General features: G+C 59.9%; 15 protein-coding genes. 8 read left to right on the top strand and 7 right to left on the bottom strand.

Annotation, left to right across the window (positions count from 1 at the left end):
- Position 1 precedes the first annotated feature (1 nt).
- Positions 2 to 370 carry a response regulator gene (locus EAH76_RS03115; RefSeq protein WP_140847947.1) on the top strand — a complete coding sequence of 123 codons (369 nt, stop codon included), beginning with the start codon at positions 2 to 4 and terminating at the stop codon, positions 368 to 370.
- Positions 371 to 521: 151 nt separating this feature from the next.
- Here the strand turns inward: EAH76_RS03115 and EAH76_RS03110 are convergent, their stop codons facing one another.
- The 4 genes from EAH76_RS03110 to EAH76_RS23865 form a co-directional block, all read right to left on the bottom strand.
- Positions 522 to 2,963 (bottom strand): ATP-binding protein, encoded by a 2,442-nt coding sequence (locus EAH76_RS03110; RefSeq protein ID WP_206667832.1) that lies wholly within the window; start codon positions 2,961 to 2,963, stop codon positions 522 to 524.
- Between the two features lie 393 nt (positions 2,964 to 3,356).
- On the bottom strand, positions 3,357 to 3,839 hold the full coding sequence (locus tag EAH76_RS03105; protein ID WP_140847941.1) for a DUF4142 domain-containing protein: 483 nt from the start codon (positions 3,837 to 3,839) through the stop codon (positions 3,357 to 3,359).
- A gap of 368 nt (positions 3,840 to 4,207) precedes the next feature.
- Positions 4,208 to 4,552 carry a hypothetical protein gene (locus EAH76_RS03100; RefSeq protein WP_140847938.1) on the bottom strand — a complete coding sequence of 115 codons (345 nt, stop codon included), beginning with the start codon at positions 4,550 to 4,552 and terminating at the stop codon, positions 4,208 to 4,210.
- 37 nt (positions 4,553 to 4,589) lie between these two features.
- Entirely contained in the window at positions 4,590 to 4,763 is a 174-nt protein-coding gene (locus tag EAH76_RS23865) for a hypothetical protein (protein ID WP_161988956.1), read from the bottom strand.
- Positions 4,764 to 4,934: 171 nt separating this feature from the next.
- On the opposite strand from EAH76_RS23865, the gene EAH76_RS03095 reads away from it, so the two are divergent.
- Positions 4,935 to 7,148 (top strand): hypothetical protein, encoded by a 2,214-nt coding sequence (locus EAH76_RS03095; RefSeq protein WP_241659528.1) that lies wholly within the window; start codon positions 4,935 to 4,937, stop codon positions 7,146 to 7,148.
- On the opposite strand, the gene EAH76_RS03090 is transcribed toward EAH76_RS03095, so the two are convergent.
- Positions 7,132 to 7,701: a hemerythrin domain-containing protein gene (locus tag EAH76_RS03090; protein WP_140847933.1), complete on the bottom strand. Its 570-nt coding sequence runs from the start codon at positions 7,699 to 7,701 to the stop codon at positions 7,132 to 7,134. The two genes, EAH76_RS03095 and EAH76_RS03090, sit on opposite strands and share 17 nt — an antisense overlap.
- Positions 7,702 to 7,840: 139 nt before the next feature.
- Between EAH76_RS03090 and EAH76_RS03085 the strand changes: the two genes are divergently transcribed.
- The 3 genes from EAH76_RS03085 to EAH76_RS03075 all read left to right on the top strand — a co-directional run bounded on the left by EAH76_RS03085 (position 7,841) and on the right by EAH76_RS03075 (position 12,871).
- On the top strand, positions 7,841 to 8,047 hold the full coding sequence (locus tag EAH76_RS03085) for a hypothetical protein (protein WP_140847929.1): 207 nt from the start codon (positions 7,841 to 7,843) through the stop codon (positions 8,045 to 8,047).
- Between the two features lie 252 nt (positions 8,048 to 8,299).
- Positions 8,300 to 8,803 (top strand): ferritin-like domain-containing protein, encoded by a 504-nt coding sequence (locus EAH76_RS03080; RefSeq protein ID WP_140847926.1) that lies wholly within the window; start codon positions 8,300 to 8,302, stop codon positions 8,801 to 8,803.
- Between the two features lie 684 nt (positions 8,804 to 9,487).
- A complete protein-coding gene (locus EAH76_RS03075) occupies positions 9,488 to 12,871 on the top strand; it encodes a PAS domain S-box protein (RefSeq protein WP_140847923.1) in 3,384 nt (1,127 codons plus the stop codon).
- Between the two features lie 503 nt (positions 12,872 to 13,374).
- Here the strand turns inward: EAH76_RS03075 and EAH76_RS03070 are convergent.
- Together EAH76_RS03070 and EAH76_RS03065 are read right to left on the bottom strand one after the other, a co-directional pair.
- Complete coding sequence (locus EAH76_RS03070; RefSeq protein ID WP_140847921.1) at positions 13,375 to 14,298, bottom strand: HEPN domain-containing protein; 924 nt, start codon at positions 14,296 to 14,298, stop codon at positions 13,375 to 13,377.
- A complete protein-coding gene (locus EAH76_RS03065) occupies positions 14,298 to 14,588 on the bottom strand; it encodes an RNA polymerase sigma factor (RefSeq protein WP_140847918.1) in 291 nt (96 codons plus the stop codon). Before EAH76_RS03065 ends, EAH76_RS03070 begins: the two co-directional genes overlap by 1 nt.
- A 375-nt stretch (positions 14,589 to 14,963) precedes the next feature.
- Here EAH76_RS03065 and EAH76_RS03060 point away from each other — a divergent pair, with 375 nt between their 5' ends.
- From EAH76_RS03060 to EAH76_RS03050, 3 genes are all read left to right on the top strand, one after another.
- A complete protein-coding gene (locus EAH76_RS03060; RefSeq protein ID WP_241659527.1) occupies positions 14,964 to 15,536 on the top strand; it encodes an RNA polymerase sigma factor in 573 nt (190 codons plus the stop codon).
- On the top strand, positions 15,533 to 16,582 hold the full coding sequence (locus tag EAH76_RS03055) for a FecR family protein (RefSeq protein WP_161988955.1): 1,050 nt from the start codon (positions 15,533 to 15,535) through the stop codon (positions 16,580 to 16,582). The genes EAH76_RS03060 and EAH76_RS03055 overlap by 4 nt, the downstream gene beginning before the upstream one ends.
- 343 nt (positions 16,583 to 16,925) lie before the next feature.
- Positions 16,926 to 17,051, top strand: a complete 126-nt coding sequence (locus EAH76_RS03050; RefSeq protein ID WP_140847912.1) for a benenodin family lasso peptide — start codon at positions 16,926 to 16,928, stop codon at positions 17,049 to 17,051.
- Positions 17,052 to 17,344: the final 293 nt, after the last annotated feature.

Raw genomic sequence — 17,344 nt, 5'->3', positions numbered from 1 at the left:
TATGTCTCTTGTGCTCGTTGTGGATGACGAATTTGGTATAGCCGGACTGCTGGAGGACGTGCTCCAGGACGAGGGTTACACCGTCGTCGTCGCCTCGAATGGACGGCAGGCGCTCGATCATGCCATGGCTGAAAAACCAGATCTGGTTGTGACGGACTTCATGATGCCGGTCATGGACGGTGCGGCGCTGGTCAAAGCGATGGCGGCCGATCCGAAACTTGCTGACGTGCCGGTTGTCCTGATGAGCTCGATGCCAGAAGAGTCGGTAGCAGAGCGCTGCTCCGGCTACACGACCTTCGTTCGCAAGCCATTCAAAATATTCGCGATGATTGATCTTGTGTCTTCGCTGTTGTCAGCAAGTAAAAAATAGCAATAAAAGGTACATGAGTAGGACTATAACATATTAACTTAAACGTGAGTTATATCCCGCTCCAGTGGTAGTCCTTCCTAAGCTGATTAAATAAACCCTACTGGCAGTAGCGGCGTTTTATAAACGGTCGATTCTGACATCGAGCCTGCATTCAGGATAGCAGGGCCAGAGAAGACGCAAGCTCGTCCTTGCGGAATGGTTTCGTAAGCCGAGGTATGCCTGGGTCGATCGCAGTATTTTCCGCATAGCCGGACACCAAGAGGACCGGCGTGCCGGGCTTCGCTAACCGGACCGCCTGAATAAGATCAGTACCGGTCATACCTGGCATCAGGTGATCGGTGACAAGGAGATCGAAGTGCGTTCCTGCCTTTACCAGGCGCATCGCTTCTTCGCCGGAAACCGCCTCGATGACCGAATAGCCGAGATCACCAAGCATGTCAGCGGTGCTCATCCTGACAAGTTCTTCGTCATCGACCAGCAGCGCCGTGCCGCTTCCAACCTGCGCCATGGGCTCATCTCCAAGTTGAGTTTCCTCACCCGCAATTGCACTGCTTTGGGGAAGCCATAATTCAACAGTCGTACCCAGCCCCAGCTGGCTCTGGATCGTGATCGTACCGCCGAGCTGCGAAGCGAGGCCGTGGACCATCGAAAGACCAAGCCCGGTTCCCTTGCCGATGCCCTTGGTCGAAAAGAACGGTTCAACGGCTCGTGCGAGGGTCGCGGCGTCCATTCCCACACCGGTATCGGCGACCGACAGACAGATATAATGCCCCGTCCTGAGCTTAGAGCGGTGACCGCTCCGGATCGACTCCCGCCGGGCCGTGATGCGTAGCGTGCCTCCGTCGGGCATCGCGTCCCGCGCGTTTACGGCAAGGTTGAGTATCGCCATTTCAAGCTGGTTGGGATCCGCAAGAGCGGGCGGGAGTTCGTCTCGCACCTCCACCACTACCCTAATCTGCGGGCCGATGGTGCTCGAGACAAGTTCTCCCATGCCGGAGATAAGCTCGGGCACGTCGATCGGTATCGGTTGCAAGGGCTGCCGGCGGGCGAAGGCGAGCAGTCGCTGAACAAGTGTTCTCGCACGGTCAGCGGACTGCACCGCTCCTGCGATCAATCGCTGTTCCCGCTCGCCGCCCAGTCCCTTCCGCTGAAGCAGGTCAAGGCTGCCGACGATCGGGGTCAGCAGATTGTTGAAGTCGTGTGCAACGCCCCCGGTCAGTTGGCCCATCGCTTCCATCTTCTGGCTTTGGCGCAATACTTCCAGAACATCCTCACGTTCGGCGATTGCGGTTGTGATCCGCGTCTCCAGCGTGGTGTTCAGTTCGCGCAAAGCCTCTTCGGCTTCCTTGCGCGCCGTGATCTGCACCGCGGTTCCAGCCACGCGTATGCAACGCCCTTGAGCGTCGAACACACCCCGCCCCTTGGCTTCAACCCATCGGACGATCCCGTCTTCCTTGCCTATGGTTCGGTAATTGACGTCATAGAGCGCGCGCTGCTCAGGATCGGCAGCTGCGGCGTATGCCGCGCTGGTCGCTTCGCGATCGTCGGGATGAAGACCTTCGTAGAAGTCCTGCATCGTGACGGGTACATCGGGCGAGATCCCGAACATCGCCTTGGTGCGCGGCGGCCAGATCAGCGCGTCGTGAATCAGATCAACATCCCAAAACCCTACATCGGCATTGTCGACCGCCAGTCGCAGGCGTTCCTCGCTTTCGCGCAGGCGTGCCTCTGTCCCAACCCGTTCGACATGCGCCCAGCAGCGCTCCACCACCTCTTTTACCAGCGCAATTTCCCCGGCGGTCCATGTTCGGGGCCGATCCTGGTGAACGGCCATCATGGCGGCCAAGCGCCCATCCTTGATGAGCGGGCAGCATATGATCGCGTCGATGCCGATCGCTTGAAACATCTCGCTGCCTTCGGTCGGTCTGAGTTCATTCGAAACATCATGAACGACGAGAGTCTTCCCGGCGCGTAACTCCCCGCCCGCCCGGGGGCCGAACAGGTCCAGGCTATATTCGCCTGTCGAACTCACAATGCCAGGAGCGGTGAAGTCGCTGCGGATGCAGAAGCGATCAGCGTCCGCCGCCACGTCGGCGTAAGCGCACCGCGATGCCCTGAGCCTCGAACCCAACATCTCGGTTGCGGCGCGCATCGCATCAGTCGCCTCCGTCGAGTGGAACAGACGTTCCTCCAGGTTGTCGAAAAAAAGCAGGCGCGCCTCACGTCCGCGCAGCTCATTTTCTGCCTGGGTCTGTCGCGTCGTTTCAGAACAGGCGCAAAATATTCCTACGATCTCGCCGGCATCGTTCCGCGCGGGCGAATAGGAGAAAGTGAAAGTAGTATCCTCGTCATAGCCGAAGCGATTCATGCGTAGTGGCAGGTCTTCCAGCCATACAGCTTCTCCTGCCAGCGCCTGGTCGATCAGAGGCGCGATATACGGCCATATTTCGGCCCAGACGGAGTGGAAGGAGCGGCCGAGCGCTTCCGGATGCTTTGCGCCAAGGATGCTCGAATAGGCATCATTGTATAAGAATGTTAGTTCGTCGCCCCAAGCGATGAACATTGGAAATCGCGAACCAAGCAGCAGTGTCACACTCGATCGTAACGCTATAGGCCACCCGTTTGGGTCGCCTACCGGCGAACTTGCCCAGCCGAACGTCCGCATCTGTCGCGCCATGCCGCTGTCCCCGACGAAGACGTCGGTCACAACCGAGGGAGCGTTTCCGGCAATTAGCGGCTCAGCTTCGTGCATCATTCACCCTACACCGGTCTTTATGGTCGAACGTATCCGGAAGCGGCGGAACAGCTTTGAACGTAATGACCTCTGACAGGTATGAATCTTACCGTTAGTCGCGCCAAGCATGTTTCTGGTGCCATAGCCGGTCGGTGTCCGAAACCGGCCGTGGCAATGATTGACCGCATCATTAATTTGCGCCGCACAAAGAAAGTACCAGGCCCCCACGACGGGGCGACCTGGCACCAAGCCCTACATCTTATCGATCATATCCTTGTGCATCTGCACGACGGGGACGATCTGCCCGGCAGCGTCCTTCAAGTTCGTCGCCGTTCCGCTGGATGCGTAGGTCTGCATCAGGTTCAGCGCCTCAGTATGAGCCAGTTTTTGTTGGGATACATAGAGCGTATCGCGTGCTTTACCCTTGGCAGCACGGAGGGCGGCGAGATCCTTCCTCTGCTTTGCGCTTAGCATAGACGGCTTTGGCGTCAGCTTATCCGCGGTTGCGGCTTGCTTCACCATCTGCGTACTTTTTGTATGATCAGTGATCATCTGGTTCGCAAACTTCGCGAGATCAGGATTGGCCGAGGTGGTCTCGAGTTTTGCGGACTCGATTTCGAACTTATCGCTCGCGCCAGCCTTGGAGACGAACTGTGCAGGCGAAACAGACTGCGCATTGGCGGCGGCGGACAGTCCCAGCGTGAAGGCGATACTTCCAAGAACGATGATTTTCATAAAGCTCTCCCTGTCGTAGAGCTCCCCAAACGCATCATCGGCGGATTGGTTCTGCCGGTCCCGCAGCCCACCTCCCTCACGACCGGGCAGGATTTATCACCGCCCAGCACAGGAGGGAGGAAGCTGTCTGAGCCAGCGCATGTCTCTGCTGAAATTTAGAAAACTGTCGATGGATCAACTCGTCGCTATCGAAAATTCGTCCTGTCGGTCATCGTCCCTCCTGCCGGTACTCGCGGATCAAAACCGAGCTAGTTCGCGAGCTGGGCGCTTGTGGCTGCTGAGCTACGATGAGGTCATTGCAATTAAGATCAAATCCTTCCAAGATCGCGTAAACTTTCACATGCACCTGTGATTACTTCCGTGATGTATCAGGGGGAGGCAACGAAGGTATTTTTGATCCAACCCCGGCCGTTTTTACCGCCTTTTCCTATCACCAATTGCTGGCATTCATTAATCAGGGTGTTGCGATTGATGCCAAGCCGCGAACCCGTAAAAATAAGGGCGTTTATATATGGGACTGAACGACGAATTGCTGGATTTCGGGTTGTCAGGTCTTTGCAGGGGCGTAAGCCATCTGCTCCCGTTTTTTTCCAGGTCGCTGATAGTTTAGCCATGGTGTCCGAATGCCGCTCGCGCAGGTGGCTCGTAAACTTCACCGGCGCCAACCCGGTGAAGGTGTTATTACCTGTTGCAATGAACTTTGCCGCGAGCAAAGCAGAACTATCTCACGCACTGATATATTGGGTTTTCCTACGAATCGCGTGCTACTTTTAGGGTTGCCGTCTCGCCGCCGGCGCGTTTTTCATATTCGTCAGCAAGTTGCTTATGAACGGACGCAATTGATTTGTCCTTGCACGTGCCCGCAATCTCCCTTTCGCGGATCGCGCGTCGCTGAAAATAATTCCTATCGTCCGGCTCGGCCATACCACCTCCAAATGAGCGATACAGTGATGACAAAACGCGACTTCAAAATTGGTTTCATCGCGCGATCGTGAGCGAGGCTGCAAATGCCGATTTGTGATTTTCTTTTACGGAAAATTGGTTCGAAACCTATTCGACTGAGACACGTTGCGATGGCGGTTCGAAGGGGGAAACATGGTACGGCGGCAGTCCGATACTGAGCTGGCAGTGAGCGGAGCGGTGCTCGCACTGCGCGAAGAGCTGGCCGCAGGCATGCGGCTGATCGCGCTGTTCGACATCGGCATTCGCAGGGTCACTATTGCTCTTGGCAGCGACGCGGTCTGGGCGATTATACGCCGGCCGGACCTGGGTGGCCTCGCCGTGCGTCTTGCACATTGTCCCGGCGGTGGCGCTAAGATTCGCAAACGTCGTAAACGCTCGGATGAACAGCTTCGTATTGAAGTGAGCAGCGCGATCGGGCTTCATGAGATCGTATTGCGCATCGACACGCTAGGACTGGGCCTACTTCGGGCGACGGTGACGCTCACGCCAAATGCGCCGTTGCTCGTGCCGTTTCACCCGCGTGACGTGTACCCACTTGGACTGAACGACGATCCGTTGACGGCCCATGGTCAGGTTGAAGCGGCTCAACGCGGCTTGAACAGCGGCATCACCTTTTTCCACATAGACGAGCCCGCGTTCGGCAGCGTTCTGTATTTTCAGAACCTGACGGCCCTGAACACCTATTTTACTGCCACTAAGACCAAGCCTGATGCCGCCGTTGGCGGGGAGTGGCCGGAACTAGGCTATCTGCCACCGACCCCGCCGCAAAGCGGCACACCGCCGACCGATCCGATACCGGCGGACGCGACGGTCACAATGTCGGACGCGATTTTGGTGTTCCATGACGACACCGCCTGCGACGAGCAGGATATGGCGCGCCGTTTCCTTCAAATGCTCGGCACAGCCTATCGCCAGCTCGAACCGCCGCCGACCGACTATCGCGATTGGGTGTGGCGCGCAGAGAAGACGCTGGACGACCTGCAGAATGCGCCGGAAGCGACGATCCGCCATTACGGGCATACCTACATTCATCCTTACACGGACGCAGAATATCCCGACGTAATGGTGCAGATGTCCCTGATCGCGGCGCTTCGTGACTATGCGGCGTGGACGCGGCAACCCGTAGCACTTGAGGATGAACTTAAGGGTGGGCTGGTCAAATTTCATGATACGAATCTAAAGACCATGCGCCGCTACCTGCCCAATGTCGGCAAGGACAAGGACAAGCTCGCGGTCGATAGCTGGTATTTGTATCATCCTTTGCTCAACCTCGGTCGCCTGGCGATCGATGGCGATGCGAGGGCCAAACGATTTTTCCTGGACTCCCTCGATTATGCTATCGAGGCGGCTCACCATTTCAAATACGCTTGGCCGATCCAGTTCAAAGTCGACAGCTTCGACGTCATCGTCGAAGCGCGCAACGACGATGGCCTCGGACAAACTGACGTCGGCGGCATCTATGCCTATGTCATGCTGCAGGCTTATGAGCTGACCGACGACCCAAGCTTTCTGGACGAAGCCCGCGCCGCAATCGATGCCGCAAGGGGCATGCGCTTCGAGCTCAACTACCAGGCCAATCTCACGGCTTGGGGTGCATCCGCCTGCCTGCGTCTGTGGCGGATAACCAATCGCGAATATTACATGCGGCAAAGCTACGTCTATCTCGCCAGCTTTTTCCACAATTGCGAAATCTGGGAGTCTGAGATCGCTAACGCGCGCCACTATCGCAACTTCCTCGGCGCGACCTGCCTCCATGATGCTCCCTACATGGCGATCTACGAATGCTTCGACAGTTTCTCCGCGTTCGAAGGGTATCTCAAGGACAGCGGCCCCGATCTCGATCCGGCCGCGCGGTTGCTGATCAGCGAATATTGCAAATACGCGCTCGACCGCGCGTGGTTCTACTACCCCGACGCATTACCGGCCGAGGTGCTGGCAACTGAAATCCGCAACGGGCATATAGACCGAACCCTGTCGTTCCCACTCGAAGATTTGTACGCCGATGGCCAGCCTGCGGGCCAAGTGGGCCAAGAAATCTACGGAGCCGGCGCGGCGTTCGTGTTTGCCAGCCGCTCGTTCCATGCCGTCGAGGGTGCGCCGTTCCGAATCTTTTGCGATCATTTTCCGGTCACAAGCGAACGCACATCGGAGCGGTCGCTGAGCTTCGGCATCGATGGCGGCACCGCGCGGTCGTCATCGTTCAGCATTGTTCGGCTGCCCGGCAAACGTTTTGCCCGCGTCACTCTGCGAACGGCAGGTGGAGAAACGATCCGGCCGCGCCATCGGAGTGCAGACCGGATCGATTTTGTCATTCCCGCAAGCGGGCAGGTTATGCTGGCGTGGTGAAGAACGCATGGTCCTGGGCGTCATCGCCCATATAACGTTCGAACTCTTCCCGGTATCGCTCGCCGATCCGCGCCTGCTCATCGGCCGGGAGGTCCTTCTTCAATTCGAGAAACCACGTTCCCTCCTCCGAATAAACGTGATGGAGAACGGCGCCACGGATATGCTCGAACTTGTCGCGATAATCCTCGCTCATCGGGTCCAGCCGTTCGAGCAGACCCAGCTCCATCTTGGCGGCGGACTGTTCCTGGTAGGCAAGTTCGGCGTGCCCGACTTGGTGATCAGCCGCCAGCGCCGGATACAGCGCCGCCTCCTCAGCGATCGAGTGGCCGGTCAGGATCGTCCCGAGCTTCTTTTGTGCGGCCGTGCGTTCACTCGCGTCGGTTGCTCGCGCGACGACATCGAACGCAGCTTCGATCTGGCGATGATGATCGAGAACCTGTGAAAGCCAGTCGCCCGGCGTGGCCACGGCCTCTGCCTTGGCGCGTGCCTCGACGCGTGCTTCATCGCTTTCCGGGGGTGTGATCGCAGCAATTGCTTTATCTAACAATGACATGGTTCACCTCTCTGTATCAGGCCGGCGAAATGACGGCATTTCTCTGAAAGCGTCTCGAGCAGATGTGTTCCCCGGAACGGCACGAAACGCTGAACCAAGCGCGCTTTCCGGGGTTTTCTCGGAACTGGAGGAAAGCGCCATGACCAAACTGTCCGAAGACGACCGGGACAAATTGCCAGCCGGCAAGTTCGCTGAACCAGAAAAGAGGGCCTATCCGATCGAGGATGCTGCTCATGCTAAAAACGCCAAAGCCCGGGCGAGCCAGGCCGCGAAAGCGGGGCGGATGACAAAGGCGGAAGAGCACAAGATCGATAAACGGGCCGACGCGGTGATCAAGAAGGACTGACCCTCGTACACGCACAGGCTTAGCCGAGTAGCGGCGACACCGTGAGCGGCTGCGGAAGGCCGTACCGGAGTTACATCCGTCAGGCCTGTGGAACTGCCGGGATGTTACCAGGCCATATGGTGGCATGAGTTTTTGGTCGTGGCGGGTCGGACCCGACTTGTTCATTTTTCGCGGGAACGGTGCTCGACGTTGAGCGGTTTGAGAATCGCCACAGGGCAATGTCGTCCAAGGTACGAAGAAGGATCGCTCATTATGGCTGCTCCGGAAGATCTCAAGGAAATCTACACCGACGAACTAAAGGATCTCTGGTCCGCAAACGACCAGATGAAAAAGGTCTTGAAGAAAATTACTTCGAAGGCAAGCGACGCGACGCTAAAGGACATGCTGAACAACTCGCAAGAAGGCATTCAAAAGCATACCGACGTGCTGAAGGAGCTGATTGCGGCGAACGACGAGAAGGTCTCGAAGGAACACTGCAAGGGGATGGAAGGTCTGGCTGCCGAGGCGACCAAGCACATCCTCGAGGAGGGACCGGACAAGGGCCCGCTGCTCGACGTCATGATCATCGCTCAATACCAGCGGATGACTCATTACGGCATCGCGGGTTTCGGGACCGCCGCCGCCTATGCAAGCGCGCTTGGTCTCAAGGACGATGTCAAGAAGCTCAAGGACGCCACCAAGGAAATTTATGGTGGGGACGAGTATATGACCAAGCTCGCGGAAACCAGCGTCAACCTGCAGGCTGAAGACGCGTAAATTCAAGCGGGTCGATCCGATGGTCGGCGGAACGGCTACATCACCGTCGCATGCGGCTGCGCATGCGGCGGTGGCTTGCTCAAGGATATCGAGCCGATAACGTCGGCAGGAGCGGCCGCTGTCGAGAGCCATAGGGTGAGGATTGAGATCTGGCGGTGCGGGGGTACAGAATGGCTACTTATCGGCAGCTACGACCCACAACGCGACATTCAGCGGTGCTTTCGTGATCCCCAACTTCAGAGATCCGTTCATCTCGATAGAACGTGCCGTAGAGCCGCCGCCGAAGCGGGCGGTGAAGTGCTGAAAGTGGGACGAAGTTCGCAGACCGCACGGCGAACGAATTTTTTCGGCAGCGGCGGTCACTCGCGAACCTTCGGCATCCTGCCCTCCAAGGCTTAAGCCTGGCCGCTAGCTTGCGGCCTCAACCTGAAATAGCTGCCGCTTGGCCATCGTTGGGCCTATCTAGCGCCGAAGCGCACTTTGGCTGCTTTGGTAGCGGGCATACAAATCGGCCGGGCCTCCGCGCATGTTCGATCGTTAGGCCTGCAGTTGCGGCGACTTCTTTAGTCGCAGCAGACTCATGCGATCTTCGGCAAGTGACCAGATTCCCGGGCTATCGACAAATCTACGGTCCAGGTATGCGTAGGTTGTCGGCCAGCCCGCCAGTAACGTTGCGAGTAAAGTATGCCCCACGCCGAGCGAAGCCGCCAATACCGCGCCATTTTCGAGAGCGCGATCGACTTCGCGATCATCGCCCTCGACGACGCGGGCCTGATTACTGACTGGAACTCTGGCGCCGAGCAAATCCTGGGATGGGTCGCTGACGAGATTTGCGGGCAACCTGCGGACAGGTTTTTTACGCCCGAAGATCGAGAAGCGGATCGGCCCGCTATCGAAATGGACACTGCCCTTGCTGACGGCCGTGCGAGCGACGAACGTTGGCATGTTAAAAAGGATGGGACGCGCTTCTGGGCCAGCGGCGAAATGATGCCGCTGCGTGCTGAAGACGGTACACATCTCGGCTACGTGAAAATAATGAGAGATCGCACGGCGCAGCACGAGGCGGCCATAGCGCACAGCGCAGACACGGAATTTCTTCGTAGCGTCCTCGCGTCATCCGGCGACTGCATCAAGGTCTTGGACTTGAATGCCAACCTCGTCTTTATGAGCGAGGGCGGCCAGCGCGTGATGGAAATCGACGATTTCAACACGGTGCGAGGATGCCCTTGGCCCTCATTCTGGGAGGGTGAGGGCAATGCCTTAGCGCAGGCCGCGGTCGATGAAGCGAGGGCGGGACGCACCGGCCACTTTCGCGGTCCCGCCGTCACTTTCAAGGGCAATCCAAGGTGGTGGGATGTCCAGGTCACCCCGATCTTCGGCGAAAATGGCAAGCCCGAAAAGCTGTTGTCCATTTCTCGCGACATTACCGAAACCAAGCTCGCCGACGAAGCGCTCCACGACAATGAGCAGCGGTGGCATGATATGTTCGACCGTCTTGCCGAGGGCTTCATCCTCGGCGAACTCGTCCGCGACGAAAGTCGGCAAGTCACTGACTGGCGCTATCTGGACGTAAATCCGGCTTGGAGTGAGCTAGTAGGCGTGCCGATCGAAGCCGCGGAAGGAAAGACGATCCGGCAGGTTTTCCCCGGAATCGAAGAGGAGTGGATCTCCGAGATGGCCGCAGTTGTCGAACTGCGCGATTCGGTCACATTCACGCGGCAAGTTGGATCTATTGACCGGTGGTATGAGGGACGAGCATTCCCGCTCGAAGGCGACAGGTTCGCGATCCTGTTTCTTGAGGTTACCGCGCGACGGGCTGCGGAAGAACGAATTCGCCTAAGCGAAATGGAATTTCGTACCTTTGCGCAGGCGATGCCCAATCAAGTTTGGGCCGCGACCGCAGATGGAAAGCTCAACTGGTTCAACGAGCAGGTGTATGCCTACAGCGGCGGATCGCTCGAATCGTTGAGTGGCGACGGGTGGGCGACGATCGTGCATCCCGAGGATCGGCCTACCGCAGGAGAGCGGTGGGCTGCGTCGCTCGCCACAGGCGACACATATGACATCGAGTTTCGTATCCGCAGCGCAGATGGCCAGTATCGCTGGCACCTCGTGCGTGCCGTTTCGATTCGCGATCAGGATGGAACGATCAAACGATGGATCGGGACGAACACGGACATCGATGACCAGAAGCGGCTAGAGACCGAGAGCGTCGAGGATCGCGATCGGCTTTGGACCCTTTCGCAGGACTTGATGCTCGTATGCGACTTCGATGGTCGAATCACAGCCATAAATCCGACCGCCGATCGCGTTCTAGGATGGCAAGCGGACGACTTGATCGGCGAAAATCTAACTGACTATCTGCACCCCGACGACTTGCCATCGACGGCCGCCGAACTCGGAAAGCTCGGCACCGGCGCGACAACGTTCGCATTCGAAAATCGCTATCGAGCGAAAGATGGCAGCTATAGAATCTTCAATTGGAGCGCGGTTCCTTCCCTCGACCGCGTTCATGCTGTCGGTCGCGATGTTACCCTCGAACGCAGCTTAGAGAAGGACCGAGAGCGCATCTGGACGCTGTCGCCCGTCCTCAAGGTCGTCGCTTCGATCGATGGTCGGATCACTGCGGTAAATCCTGCGTGGACTATAGCTCTGGGATGGTCAGAAGACGAAACGATCGGCCACAACGTCATGGAGTTCGTGGCACCAGAAGATCGTGAAGTCGGCGCGGCGGGGATGGAGCAGCTCGCCGCGGGCAAACCCGTCATCGAGTATGAGAACGTCTTTGCCACGAAGGACGGCGGGCGCCGGCGCATCGCCTGGACGACCGTGCCAGAGGGCAGCACGCTCTATGGTTTCGGGCGCGATATAACGACTGAATCAGAGGCTGCCGCCGCGCTCGCTTCGAGTGAGGATGCGCTTCGCCAGTCGCAGAAGATGGAAGCGGTCGGGCAGTTGACCGGCGGCATCGCCCACGACTTCAACAACCTACTGACCGGGATCAGCGGCAATCTGGAAATGCTTCAGATCCGCATCCAACAGGGCCGGATGGCCGATGTTGATAGATACGTGACCGGGGCCCAAGGTGCCGCGCGGCGCGCGGCGGCTCTAACACATCGGCTGCTTGCCTTTTCTAGACGTCAGACGCTCGCGCCGCAGGCGACAGCTGTTAACCCACTGGTTTCAGGAATGCAGGACTTAATCAGCCGGACCGTAGGTCCTGCTGTTAACGTCGAATTTATCGGGGCGGGCGGCCTTTGGAACACGCTGGTAGACCAGAGCCAGCTCGAGAACGCGTTGCTCAACCTGTGCATCAATGCGCGCGACGCGATGCCCGATGGCGGCAAGCTCACGATCGAGACCGGTAACAGATGGCTTGATCGGCAAGCTGCGGCGGAGCGCGATCTGCCACCGGGGCAATATGTATCGCTGTGCGTCAGCGACACCGGGACTGGCATGCCCGCATCAGTCATCGCCAAGGCGTTCGATCCCTTCTTCACCACCAAACCGATCGGCCAAGGCACCGGCTTAGGTCTATCGATGATCTACGGGTTTGCGCGACAGTCGAACGGCCAGGTTCGTATCTACTCGGAAGTCGGCGATGGCACGATGGTCTGCCTCTATCTGCCACGATTCATCGGCAAGGCAGACTCGCCCGACGTATCGGGGGAGCCATCGAGTGTGCCACGGGCGGATCAGGGCGAGACGGTGTTGGTTGTCGATGACGAACCCACGGTCCGCATGTTGGTGAGCGAGATCCTCGAGGATTTAGGTTACACGGCCATCGAAGCATCTGACGGACCAGCGGGCTTAAAGGTGTTGCAGTCGGACGTCCGTATCGATCTTCTCATCACCGATGTTGGCCTCCCCGGCGGCATGAACGGTCGACAAGTCGCCGACGCAGCGCGCCTTGCTCGACCCGACATGAAAGTGCTCTTCATAACGGGTTATGCAGAGAACGCCGTCTTGAGCCATGGCCACCTCGATCCGGGCATGCACGTCTTGACCAAGCCGTTCACTATGGAAGGTTTAGCCACCCGCATTCGCGATCTTCTCTCGACAGCCTAGCTCGCGCATCTAAACAGCATGATTTCGGAGGCGGCCGCATCGTTTCTCGCCGTAACGCGTCGGAAACACGGGGTCGCGCACGTTCATTCGGTCAGCCTTGTAACGATGCGCCAGCACCGCAAAGTCGTCATAGCAACCGCGCGATCGCCGTTCGTGGTTGCCGCAGCGGCCGGCAATGGCTGGCGCTGGCGACGATTGGGACAGCTTCTGACAGGCGCGATGTCGGCAATGGGAACGACGATAGGTCCGACAGTCGACTTTCCGCGCGAGTCCAACGCATGGTGAAGCGATCGTTGCTTTGAAAGGAGGTCGATCGCTTGTCAGCGTTATGCCCCAAGCGCATTGCTGCCGGCCCCGTCGTTTGACCGGGAGTGGCGGGTACGGTCAAAAGCTGCCAGTTTCCCGATGGTAGGGGAATGGCTTAAGTTGGTCGATAGCAGCCGGCCCGCCCGCATGTAGGATCAAAAAGCCCGGCGCGATGAACGGGCTGGCCGCACCCCGGATCAGGCAGCGGCGCTGCGCTCCAGCGCGGCGATCTGTTCCTCGCAGATGACTTGGACGGCGCGGCCCAGCACCTCGACCCGCTCGCTGAGCCACGCAAGCTCCTCGGTGCTGATCCGATAATGCTTCGAATAGCGCGCCTTCACATAGGCTTCTTTGAGCTTCTCGAAGCGGGCGCGGTCGAGACGGCTGTCGCGTGGCCATGCGTCGATCAGGCGGGGATCGATGCGCTCGGCCTGGGTGCGGAGGAAACCCAGGTTGTGCACGTGTGGCGTATAGAAGGTGCAAACGAGCAGGACGCAGTGATACAAGAATTCGGATGTCTGGTGGAGATCAAACGCCGCTTCTTTGAAACGCCCTTGGTCTATGACGTATTTCGCTGTGTCGAGACGGCCAGCGGCGGCCGGAAACCACTCCCCAAAGTATTCCTTCGCCATCGCCAGCGCCTGCAGCGGAGTCTTCGGCTTGGGTTCGTGGAGCTTGGTACTGTCGCTCTCGTATAGCGCGATGCCATCCTGCGCGACGTCCATGAAGAAGTAGCGACCATGGGCGAGGCCGTCATTCACCTCCTGCAGCGTATGGACGATGAAATTGACCGGGGTCCGCAGCGTCCGGGTGACCGCTAGCTCGCGGTTGAGCCGGTCCTCGGCGGTGGACCAGAACTCGACGCGGTCGGTGAGCTTGTCGTGGTTGACGATGACCAGCAGATCGAAATCGGACTGGTAGCCCTTGGCGGTATGCGGCTCGTCGACCCAGCCGCCGCGCGCATAGCTGCCGTACAGGATGACCTTGAGGATGCGGCCCTGCTTCTTCCAGGCCGACGTCGCGATAGCGGTCGCGTCGCCGAATTCCTCGAACAGGATTTGCACCACGCGCTCGAGCTCGCGCTGCTTGGCCGGTGGCAAATGGTCGAGATCGGTACGCATCAGCCGAACCCTAACCAGCGCGCGAGGCGATGCAACCGGGAGGCGAAAGGTTTGGCGCCGGAACTGACAGGATCGGGTACACATGCCGCGCCCCCGAGGTGACGGTCAATCGCCAGAAGCGCCGCTGCGAGCAGCCGCTCAACCTCCGCGAGGCTGATGCCAAGCCGCTCGGCAATCGCGCGATAGTCCAGCCCGTCCACCGCGCACAGCCAGAATACCGACCGCTCGCGTTCGGGTAGCGCCGCGACAGCGCGGCGCATCGCTTTCAGGCTGACTTGGTCATGAGACATGGGCTTGCTCCGTTTCGCCGACCCGGAGGGGCCGGTCGGCGTCGCACCAGCGGGCGCGAACCAGCGGCGGCCCGCACCGCAGGGCGCAGCGCCAGCGGAGCACCCGGCCGGGGGGCGGGTTGCGGGACGTCGCGGCGCGCCCGACGAGCGGCGTCCGGCTCCCGGGCGGTAGCCGAGGCAAAGACTTGCTGTCGGGCCAAGCAGAGTGTTGCGCAGATCGGCGAGGTGCCGCAGACTGCGCGGCGCAGCGCGGTCAAGGCCGGCGGCGCGCTGCGGACTTAACCGCCAGGCATCAAACGCGTCCGACCAGAGCGGTCGGATGATATCCCGAGGCATTGCCCGGCACGAGACCCGATCTCGTGCGAACCCTTTCCCATGTCCGTGCCTCGCGCGGCGGCTGCTCGCTGTAAGATGCGCCGGCAGGATCACGACCGTGACGAGGCCTCCGGTGGCGGCAGCGGGCAGGTGCGCTTCGATACGCTCTACCGCGAGCAGGCACCGCGCCTGCGGCGCTGGCTCGACGCGCGGCTGCAGTCGAGCGAGGACGCGAACGACGTCGTGCACGACGCCTTTGCGCGGCTGCTCGGTTCTGGCGCCCGGGAGGGACTTCGCCAGCCAGAGGCGTTCCTCAACCGGATCGTGCGCAACCTGCTGATCGACCGTTCCCGCCGTGTCCCGAACCGTACGCCACACGTGCCGATCGACGACGCGAACGAGCCCGCCACGCGCGCAACCCAGGAGGACGCGATCGAACTGGCAGAGATGCGAGAGCGGTACCGGGCATCAGTGGATGCGCTACCGCCGCGCATGCGCGAGGTGTTCCTGCTCCACCGGATCGCCGGCCTGGGCTACAAGGAAATCGCGACTCAACTCGACATCAGCATTCGCACCGTCGAATGGCATGTCGGAGAGGCGCTGGTGCGGATCGGCAAGGACCTGGGGCAATGACGATCGCCGACGGGAAAGCTGAGGACGGCGGCGAGTTGCTCGCCCGCGAGGCGGCGCATTGGTTCGCGGGCATGCGCAGTCCCGATGCCGAACACGGCCGCCCGGCATTCGAGGCATGGCTCGCGCAGGCGGCCGAGCACCGCGTCGCCTATAATCGTGTGGCCGAGATCTTCGCGTTGGGAAAGCTGCTCGCGGAGCCCGACCAACCCGATCCAGTAATTGCGCCGCCCGGGCGAAGCCGGGCCTTGGTAGTGGCGCTGGCGAGCATGGCTGCCTGTGCGATCGGCATCGGTGGGTGGGTCGTATCGCACTCTTCGGGACCACCACCGGACCGGCGCGAAGCCGTTGCCGCCACGACCGACCATCGCACAATCTCGACAATGGCCGGCAAGGCAGAGGTGGTGCAGCTTGCCGATGGCTCGACCGTGCGTCTTGGCGACGAGACGGTGCTCAATATCGACATCGGCGATCGCCAGCGCAGCTTCAGGTTGCTGCAGGGACAGGCACGGTTCGAAGTCGCGCATGAACGGCGACCCTTTATCGTCCTTGCCGGAGGGGGCAGCGTAACGGCCCGCGGCACAATCTTCGAGGTGGCTCTGGCGAGGTCGGGGAAGGTCGAAGTGCGGCTGCTGCGCGGCGCGGTCGACGTGGCCCTGCCGCGCCCGTCAGCCACCACGCAGCCCGCCATCCGCAAGCTCGCGGCCGGTCAAAGCATCAACTTCATTGCACAGCCGGATGTCCGGGCAACTCCCGGGCCGCCAGCCGCCGCAACCGCCACGCCCTCGGCCGCAGCGCGCGACTTCGGGGCTATCCCGGTTTTCGAACTGGTCGCCATCGCAAACCAAGGCGCCGCTCGCCCGATCCGGCTCGCCGATGCTTCGCTTGCTGACCGGCGTGTTTCGGGACGGTTCCGCGTCGACGATACCGAACTGCTGGCGCGGCGGCTTGGTGCATTGTTCGGCCGGGGCGTGGACGCGAGCGACGCACATGAGATCGTCTTGGCACCGGCAGGTGATGCGCCGGATGGAAGCCAAGCCCGCAAATGACGCGCGGTGCGGCGAAATAGGCATTGCGCGCAAGGCAATCGGCCTAGACTCAAACACGCTGCCCGGTGGCGGTGGCACCGTTTGGGCAGCGGCGCGTTGCCCCTAACCAATCAGAAGTAACTTTGACGAAAATATCATTGCGGCCGGGTGGCCACCATTATGTCCAGGCCGCTTGGCTAAAGATGGTGGCGCATGTCCAAGCATGCTTTTCCCGCCCGGCTCATTTGATGAAGTTGGCCCGAAAACAATCGAATTATAATCTGATTATAAGATTCTAATAATCGCGATAGCCCGTACATTGTTCGTGTCATGGCCATGACGTTTCTCTCAATGGAGGACTACCATGAACCGCGAACATGAAGACACGATCGAACTCGGCGTCGTGAGCAGCGACACCAAGGGCGTTACGCCCGGCATCGCCGACCTGGAATTCGGGCAGCAGCTCCCGATGGGCCTCAGCGACGACTGACGGGAAGCGGGCGCGTGCCCCCATCGGGGTGCGCGCCTTAGCCTGCGCCACGCCGCCATGCGCCTCGCTCTTCGCCTTGGACTGTCTTGGTGCATATGCACTGGAAAGGCTGTCTTCCTCGATCTCGAGCGCGATCGGTATTTCTGCCTTCCAGAAGCGCTCGACCAATTGTTCCTGCGCTGGGCGTCGGGAGACGCCCTTTCGAGCGAGGATAACGCCAGGCTTATGGCAAGTGGCATAACCCAACCGGGCGAGGGCGGGCCTGCGCCCGCTGCCGAGTTCATGCCGGCTTC

The organism is Sphingomonas glacialis (assembly GCF_006439055.1).
GTDB classification, from domain to species: Bacteria; Pseudomonadota; Alphaproteobacteria; order Sphingomonadales; family Sphingomonadaceae; genus Sphingomonas; species Sphingomonas glacialis_A.
This window is presented reverse-complemented; position numbering and strand designations above follow the sequence as displayed.